This window comes from Nitrosospira sp. Nsp13 (assembly GCF_900101945.1).
Taxonomy (GTDB): domain Bacteria; phylum Pseudomonadota; class Gammaproteobacteria; order Burkholderiales; family Nitrosomonadaceae; genus Nitrosospira; species Nitrosospira multiformis_D.
Genome location: NZ_FMVD01000027.1, coordinates 1 through 8,156, shown reverse-complemented (window position 1 = coordinate 8,156; position 8,156 = coordinate 1). Strand labels below are relative to the sequence as shown.

Sequence of the window (8,156 nt, the reverse complement as noted above, 5' to 3'; positions counted from 1 at the left end):
GGGGGCAGAAGGCTATCTTACTAAACAGAGCAGCCCCGATCAGCTCATTCAGGCAGTTCGCCAAGTAAAGCAGGGACGCTTGTATGTTGATCCCGTGTTAGCCGCAGAAATGGTTGACGGCATAGTTCACAACAATGCTTCCGAAGATCCATTAATCGTCCTGTCCCCCCGTGAATTCCAGCTATTCAAATTGATGGCAGAGGGACATTCGATAGCACAAATTGCCGATATTATTTCCATTAGCCCCAAGACCGTCAGGGTTCATCATACTAGCATCATGCGTAAACTGAATTTAGAGAACACCACCCAGCTTGTCCGGCTTGCGATTCACTGCAATATCATAGCCTCCTAGCTGCACCAGCTTCGCTTAGTTTTGCCGTAACCCAATATAACCTAATCGCGTCCTCGCACTTCTCCCTGTGCTACATCTCGTTTCGGTCGGAACTCTAATTTCTTCCTGCTTCACTAGCACAACTATCCCCTCCGCCGCACTTACGGATTTCTAATCAGCAACTTCTAAAGATTTTGCCTATCTCCGAATAGGCTATCTGCTTATTTATCTTTCTATTGCCAGCGCTCATTATTTGCTTGTGGACTCTGGTCATCCGTTCGGAGCAGTAGCAGAACTCTGCTTATGTTCAGTAGCAGCGATTCGCTTAACTGATGGGTAGGAAAAATCAAAATGGCGTCCTTATTAGGCAAAGTCGAGGATCGGTTAATTAAAAAAATACCGTCAGTAACAGGCATTTTAATGGCCCTGTTATTATTCGGTTTATCAATGTCATATGCATATACAGATGATGTTGACCTAGCTAACGCAAGTGGATGTCAACATTCTTACAAAGAAATTGCCAAGAATTTGAAGGCAAAGGCAAAGGAGCAAGAACAACTTCTGAAACACTACGAGGACAAAAGTTATCTTTACGGCAAACGCGCTCAAGATTTGCAGGCTCATACCTGGGCGCTGATGCAAAAGTATCAGAGAGACAGCATAGAAAGCCTGAATAAAGCTACTGATCACCGGCAAATCGATTGCAAACTTGATAAAACGTCAATTCTTCATCTCCTGGAAAGAATGAATTGACTTCAAATTGAGCACGCACATACGGTAATGATAGGAGTTATGAGCGCTTGTTACTGGATCACGTCTCCATTTTGGTACAGGGGGGCAGTTCACTATAGGAGCGGTAGGTAAGGCAATCAGTTTCAATTCAAGTTAATACGAGATTGTTGATTGGATTTCTTGAGTCCAAGCTCGGATGTTAATAATTTTAGATAAGCGGCAATTTTGAAAGCTTACGGGACCGTGAGAACGTAGATTTTCCTTTTTTGAAAGGTGATCTTTATGCTCAGACAATCAATTATAAATGATAGCCATGCGAAATACGGATCATAGTCTCTTGCAGGCGCATCCAATAAGGAATTGGGCTAGTAACTTATTATTTCAGATGGTTTTCATCTTGCTTCATTCAAGCAGCGCCCTAGCTGACAATACTTTTAACTCAAGCCGCACCCATGCCAGTAATGCTAACAGCTCCACTTCAGATAACTTGTTGTCTCTGATTAAAGATAGCGGCATACAAATTGGAGGCTGGGTCCAACTTGGTGCCACCTATAATCCTAGCGATCCTGCCAACGGGTATAACGGCCCTATTCCTTTCGCTGACCGTGCAAATAGAATGCAATTGAATCAATTTAATGTATTTGTCGAGCGACCGGTGGTGGCAGAAGGTGACACATGGGATTTTGGGGGACGTATCGATTTCATGTTCGGTTCGGACACAATTTTTTACCAGGCAGGCGGCATTCCGCCTTTCGATGTAAACAGTAGGGAGCCTAATAATAGAGGCAGTTGGGATCTGAATGTATGCTGTAAGTCGACCCGCGCCTATGGGATAGCGTTTCCGCAAGCCCATGTCCAATTCTATGCCCCAGTCGGTAATGGCCTCAACGTTAAGGTAGGACATTTTTATTCACCGACGGGTTACGAAATTGGTCCGGCGCCGGATATTTTCTTTTATACAAGAGGATATACCTTAACTAACGGTCATCCATTTACACACATGGGTGTATTACTTGAATATAAGTTGAATAAAAATTGGACTTTAATTGGAGGACCGGTGACCGGTAGCGGCACTGGAGGCTGGGATGGCAATATAACCAGAACCGGGTTAACTAACTGGAACGGATTGGGGGGCATTGTCTGGGTCGGCGAGGACAAGAGAAATACATTTAATATCATGACTACTTTCGGCGATGTTTCGGCAAGAAGCCACGAAGCATGGACTATGGTTAGCTCTGTTCTTCAATACCGGATTACTAATAAAACTCACTTTGCTACTTATTTTGTACACGGCTCTGTGGGTAACGCGCTGGTGAATGGCGTGCAGAAAGATGTTCAGTGGATGGGCGTCAACAGCCATTTATATTACGATCTTTTGGAGGATCTTAGCATAGGGATACGGGGTGAATGGTTCCGTGATCGAGATGGTTTTCGTGTTCCCTCCCCAATTCGCGGAGCACTACAAATTGATAATCGGGGGGTAGGCTTTGCAGGCAACGTTCCCATTACTTCCGCGCCTGCAGATTATTACCAAGTTACTCTCGGCCTGAACTGGAAACCCGCAAAGAGACTGAAGCTTGATAATTGGAAGGTAACGCGAGGCCTCAACGTACGCCCTAACATGCGCTATGACAGAGCAGTGGGTCTGGACCAGCCCTATCGACCCTTTGACGATAAAAAAGACCAGTGGCTATTTTCACTTGATTTCATGACCTCATTTTGAAGACTTAAGATAGGGAGCAGTTAGGCAAATATGGAATGGAGTCGTAGAAATCAACGATTCTTGTCAAGAATAAGACGAAGATCAGACGGAGCTTTTGTGCGATCGTCGCGTCGAATACAGAATTGCATCCAGCATCTTCAGTGGTAACTCCAGGCAGTTCCGCTGATATTAGTTAGTGCTTTAGTTATGTGTATTACATATCCTGGTAATCGCAAGAAAAAAAAAGAGATGGCCTAAAGAATCGCATCGGATGTAAGAGGTATGAACAATAACCACATGACTGTATGACTTGTCATGTGGGATTAACAACTTATGTTATGAGGAGAAAAAATGAAGCGACCGAATGCATTTCTGTGGAAAGAAAACATTCCCGGGGGGCGTCATTGGTCCGGCATTATTCGTCGGGGCACAACGCTACGCTTAATGGATGTAACAGGTGGAACCAACGCTGCAGTACTTTTCTATAACCTGGAAGAGAAGCTGGAACGCTACAACATGGCGGACACGCTGAAGTGCCAGCATACATTCCGTTTGACCAAAGGGCACGCCTGCTATTCGGATATGGGGCGCATTTTCTGCTGCATTACGGAAGACACTACGGGCTGGAACGACACGGTATGCGGCTTGAGCGACGCGGATCTGGTACTCCGGAAATATGGCATGGGGCGATATCAGGAGCTTCGCAATGCAATGTTTCTAAGTGGATTGGATGGAATGTTGATTGAATTGGGAAAGTGGGGCCTGGATAGGCGTGACGTAGTATCCAACATCAATTTTTTCAGCAAAGTGACCTCCAGTTCATCTGGAGAATTGAAGTTTCACCAGGGTAACAGTAAGGCCGGCGATTATGTGGACCTGAGTTTTGAGATGGATACGCTAGTGGTCCTGTCCGCCGCGCCCCATCCACTGGATCCGGTCGAAACATACCGTCCAGGAGCGGTCGGCTTGACTGTATTTACAACGCCCTCCGCGATTCCTAGCGAATTCCACTGGCCGGAGGAGAAAAGTAAGCACATTGCAGAGAATGAGCGCGGACTGCAAAACACCCAACGCTTATATGCCCGTGGAGATGCAACATGAGTATACAGAATGTTGTTAAAAGCGGGTTGGAGTCAGCCGCTGTCACAGTAGTGGATGAAATTTGTCTGGCGGGGGAACCGTGGGTCAAAGTGGTGAAGAAAGGTCAAATCTTCCGCATCATTGATCTGGAGGGCAACCAGGCAGTGGATACACTTTTCTATAATGCCAAGGATGCTTCGGAGCGGTACAGCGCAACCGATACCATACGCCGGCAGAATAAACTCTACCTGACTACCGGCAGCAAGCTTTATTCCAACTTGGGAAACGTCATGCTCACCATTATTGCCGACACTTGCGGACGGCATGACACGGTGGGCGGAGCCTGCGCCGCAGAAAGCAATATGGTGCGATACGGGCTGAAAAAATTCCCTATGCATAGTTGCCGCGACAGTTTTCTTCACGCACTGGCGCATGATCCTGTATGCCAGCAATTGAATATGAGCAAGCGCGATATTCCCAGCAACATCAACTTCTTCATGAACGTCCCGGTGTCCGAAGAGGGCGGGCTGGATTTTGCCGATGGTGTTTCAGCATCTGGTAAACATGTGGAAATGAGGGCAGAGATGGACGTGTTGGTGTTGATTTCAAACTGTCCGCAGCTGAACAATCCATGCAATGCCTACAATCCCACACCGATCCGCTTGCTGGTCTGGGATTATTCTGAGTTATAGGAAAGACGAGATATTCTGTTTTATTTTAATGGCGTAGAGCTAGGGACTTCAGGAATAGCAGACTCAAGATAATTGGCAAAAAAATGCCTTAATCTGCGGCATATACTGCTAAAACTGGGGATAAAAAATGTTTGAAAAAGAAGTTGTCGAGGATAAAGACGTCGCGCTATCCATTGATGCGTTCGATCCTTCCTTCAATAGGGGTGGGATGCATCTAGCAGACGGATCCAATTGGACCCGAGAGTCATCATGGCGATAGATCCGGCCCGTAGTGGCTCTTATATTCCTGATTCCGTAAGCTCTCATTCCCTCAAGCGTACACTGAGTGTCTGGAATTGCTTTACCTTGGGCTTCTCAGTCGTATCCCCGGTTGTCGGCTTTTATGCCATCTTCGGTGTTCAGAACCTGGTTACTGGGGGGGGGTGGATACTTGCCCTGGCTCTGTGCCTCGTTATGCAAATGCTGGTAGCAACGGTGTATGCCGAACTCTCTTCCCAGTTTCCGATTGCGGGCGGCGCCTATAAATGGTCTCGGCAACTTGTGGGTCCCCGGACGGGTCAATACGCCGGGGTGATCTACGTGAGTTCGACTATTGCCATGCTCACTACTACAGCCTACACGGGAGGGATGTGGCTGGCCGCTATTTTTGTGGGTGGTAATGTAGAAGGTGCGGCAGCAGCGATGTGGGGAAGCATTTTTCTGTTGATATGCACTGCAGTAAACATGGCCCACCAGCGTGTATTCAAAATTATCAACATGCTGGGGATCTGCGCTGAAGCGCTTGGATCGGTGTGTGTAGCGCTGGTTTTATTTTTTTACTTTCGCATCCATCCTATTTCCGAGTTATTTCAACACTTGGGAACGGGGCTGGCACCTAGCAGCCTCTCGGCATTCGTGGCTGCGGTAGCTATCGCCGGATGGGCATTCATCGGCTTTGACGCATGCTCCACGATTGCAGAAGAAGCGCATCATCCAGAATGGATGATTCCGCGGGCGATCTTTCTTTCCCTGTTTGCTGTGGGCACGGTGGTACTTTTTAACTCCTCAGCATTGATTCTGGCTGTCGATCATGACATCCTGATGGAAGCCAGTGCTACCTCAGACCCTATTTCTCCTATCATCACAGGTACTATAGGAGCATGGGCTGCGAAGCCTTTTCTGGTAATTGTCATGACAGCCTTTCTCTCTTGCGGCGCATCGGTAGTTAATTATGTTTCACGCATTGTTTTCTCAATGGCCCGGGAAGGGAACATGCCTGCTCCGCTCTCTCACGTAACCTCCAACAAAATACCGCGAAACGCTATTCTAGTTACAGTTTTGCTGGCCGGCTTGGGTCTTCTTCTCGGCATGAACGGGGGCGCTGTTGCTACCATTATTGCCTTTGGCACAGGCGGCCTGTACGCAATGTTCTCTTTCACTACTGGTGTTGGTCTCTATAGCCGGCTGACGGGACGCTGGAATCCTGCGCTGGGTGCCTTGAAACTAGGGCCTCTGGGACTGGTCATTAATATAATTGCTTTCGCGTGGGCATTGTTTGAACTCATCAACGTTGCCTGGCCACGTGAATATGTCGTGGCGCCGGGAGCCCCATGGTGGCAAATTTATGCGGTTCCACTGGTACTTGGTAGTATATTGGGTATAACTACCTTACATATTTTGATCAAGAGCAGACGTGCGTAAGCCGAGACGTCTCATTCCCTCACCGAGATGTGAGGGAGGTAGTCATCATGCAATGCCGGACTCCTGGTGACAGCGACGCGATGAAGATCGCGGAGGTTGTAGAGCCTAAAGAACACTCAACGTTTTAACGCATATGAGGGTGCGACATGAGTGTGACTGCTCCCCCGTAATTAACTACACGGTGCAGTAAGATCCTAGGTCACAAATTGATGTTTCGCTGCAAATTCGACTGGCTTGATATTGCCACGTGAGTCTGTACAACCGGGTAGTGTCAGAAATTCTGTGTGTGAAGGTCGGGTTAAACATCAAAGAAATCAATTCAAGGCATTGGTAAGGCCGCCCAGCCCGCGGTTTCTCAGCTCGTTGAAGACCTTGAGCCAGATCTTGGCGCCTTCGGTCTGCTCGATCCACAATCCCAGCACTTCCTTGCGCCCGTCGGCGCGGATGCCCAGCGCCAGGTACACAGCCTTGTTCCTGACCGTGCCTTTGTCCCGGATCTTCAGCCGCAGCGCATCGAAGTAGACAATCGGATATAGGGCTTCGAGCGGGCGCATCTGCCATTGCGCGACCTTGGCCAGCACTTCGCCGGTAATGGTGGAGATCAGATCGGGTGATATTTGCAGGCCATACAGTTCCAGCAGATGTGCCTGAATCTCGCGCACGCTCTCGCGGAATATCCAGCTGCAGCTCGCCGCCGGGAGTGATGACCATCTTCGGACTAGTGCCGTTGCGGTGGTTGCCGGCTGCCGGTTGCTGTGCAACTTCGGTGGCGAGGTGGTGGTTCAGTTCTGCGGCCAGCATGCGCTCGGCCAATTGTTTCTTGAGCTGGCCTGCCAGCCCGGATTCCCCCAGGATCGATCCCGCATCCTTGTTCTGGACCTGGGCCAGCAGTTGGTCAATCAGTTCATCCGGAAATAGCTTGGATGCTTTCGCTTTGGTCTTCCTGGTTCTGGTGGTCATCATCGTATCGGTCATGTTGTTTCCCTTTCATCATCATCTCATGACCTCTACACACAAAATATCTGACAGGCTCACAAACTGAAATCCAGTACTCTTGCCTCGATACGGAAATATGAGCAAGCTGCTAAATCAAACATGAAGGAAGCTATCACTCATCGGCAAATGGCTGTCAACGCCAATTGAAAACTGAGCTAACCCCTTTTAGTTCTGGGAGGTCAAAGTAAAATGGACTCTCTTGGTCTTGTAGGTTATTCGTCGTCATTTTTGTTCGCATCGTTCCCGCTCTTTGCTTGTTCTTGAGACAATCGCTCTCCCCGCTTCTTCCTGACCCGTTGGATAAAGGAATGGAAGTGTAGATGTTTAACACCTCTACACTTTCTGCCTATATTCTGACTACTTGGTTATATTGGCTTGTCCAACTTGCCATTAACCGCAATATCATCGCTGCGCCATTTTCGCTTGATTTTCCGTATCCCAATACTCTAACCATGTCCTCACAACTTCCCCCTACGCTGAATGTTGTTTCGGTGGCGTACTCCGCTTCGCTAGAACGATTATTCTCCTCCTCGCACTCACAAATTTCAGGCCAGCGATTTCTAAAGATTTTGCCTATCTCCGAATAGGCTATCTGCTTATTTATCTTTCTATTGCTGGTCTCTATCATTTATAAGTGGGCAAAAGACGTACGCAGCTGGTTTCTCGCATTTTTTTGATGTCGTACCACTCCGAGTCTTCAGGGCTTGAAGGCAGGACAATGGCAGTTTCCAACATCAAGAACCGCAAGTATTCAGTAAAGTTTTTGTGAGGGAAAAGTCTGATAATGAATAACGTAGGCGAGTTGGCAAAAAAACGTGGTTGTTGTACTAAGAGCTCATAGATGACGATTAAAGTTCATGAAGGAGATGCAAAACATGAATCAAAGAGACAGTTCTGAATCTACTGCATTGATCATTATTGATATGCAGCGCGATTTTTGTGT

General features: G+C 47.8%; 6 protein-coding genes and 1 pseudogene. 6 read left to right on the top strand and 1 reads right to left on the bottom strand.

Annotated elements, in window-relative coordinates; genetic code table 11:
* The 6 genes from BLO43_RS15940 to BLO43_RS15915 form a co-directional block, all read left to right on the top strand.
* A partial coding sequence (locus tag BLO43_RS15940) for a LuxR C-terminal-related transcriptional regulator (protein ID WP_139149309.1) occupies window positions 1-352 on the top strand: 352 nt, incomplete at its 5' end.
* Window positions 353-682: 330 nt separating this feature from the next.
* Window positions 683-1,084: a hypothetical protein gene (locus BLO43_RS15935; protein ID WP_090908004.1), complete on the top strand. Its 402-nt coding sequence runs from the start codon at window positions 683-685 to the stop codon at window positions 1,082-1,084.
* A 292-nt stretch (window positions 1,085-1,376) separates the two neighbouring features.
* Window positions 1,377-2,786 carry a porin gene (locus BLO43_RS15930; RefSeq protein ID WP_254773516.1) on the top strand — a complete coding sequence of 470 codons (1,410 nt, stop codon included), beginning with the start codon at window positions 1,377-1,379 and terminating at the stop codon, window positions 2,784-2,786.
* 330 nt (window positions 2,787-3,116) lie between these two features.
* On the top strand, window positions 3,117-3,866 hold the full coding sequence (locus tag BLO43_RS15925) for an urea amidolyase associated protein UAAP1 (RefSeq protein WP_090908000.1): 750 nt from the start codon (window positions 3,117-3,119) through the stop codon (window positions 3,864-3,866).
* Entirely contained in the window at window positions 3,863-4,537 is a 675-nt protein-coding gene (locus BLO43_RS15920) for an urea amidolyase associated protein UAAP2 (RefSeq protein ID WP_090907998.1), read from the top strand. Before BLO43_RS15925 ends, BLO43_RS15920 begins: the two co-directional genes overlap by 4 nt.
* 249 nt (window positions 4,538-4,786) lie before the next feature.
* A complete protein-coding gene (locus BLO43_RS15915; protein ID WP_090907996.1) occupies window positions 4,787-6,217 on the top strand; it encodes an APC family permease in 1,431 nt (476 codons plus the stop codon).
* Window positions 6,218-6,561: 344 nt separating this feature from the next.
* On the opposite strand, the pseudogene BLO43_RS15910 reads toward BLO43_RS15915, so the two are convergent.
* Window positions 6,562-7,177, bottom strand: a pseudogene (locus BLO43_RS15910) (transposase); the annotation flags it as partial.
* Window positions 7,178-8,156: the final 979 nt, after the last annotated feature.

Coding starts and splice junctions, on each gene's coding strand:
- BLO43_RS15935 (WP_090908004.1), top strand. CDS start 683: ATGGCGTCCTTATTAGGCAAAGTCGAGGATCGGTTAATTAAAAAAATA.
- BLO43_RS15930 (WP_254773516.1), top strand. CDS start 1,377: ATGCGAAATACGGATCATAGTCTCTTGCAGGCGCATCCAATAAGGAAT.
- BLO43_RS15925 (WP_090908000.1), top strand. CDS start 3,117: ATGAAGCGACCGAATGCATTTCTGTGGAAAGAAAACATTCCCGGGGGG.
- BLO43_RS15920 (WP_090907998.1), top strand. CDS start 3,863: ATGAGTATACAGAATGTTGTTAAAAGCGGGTTGGAGTCAGCCGCTGTC.
- BLO43_RS15915 (WP_090907996.1), top strand. CDS start 4,787: ATGGCGATAGATCCGGCCCGTAGTGGCTCTTATATTCCTGATTCCGTA.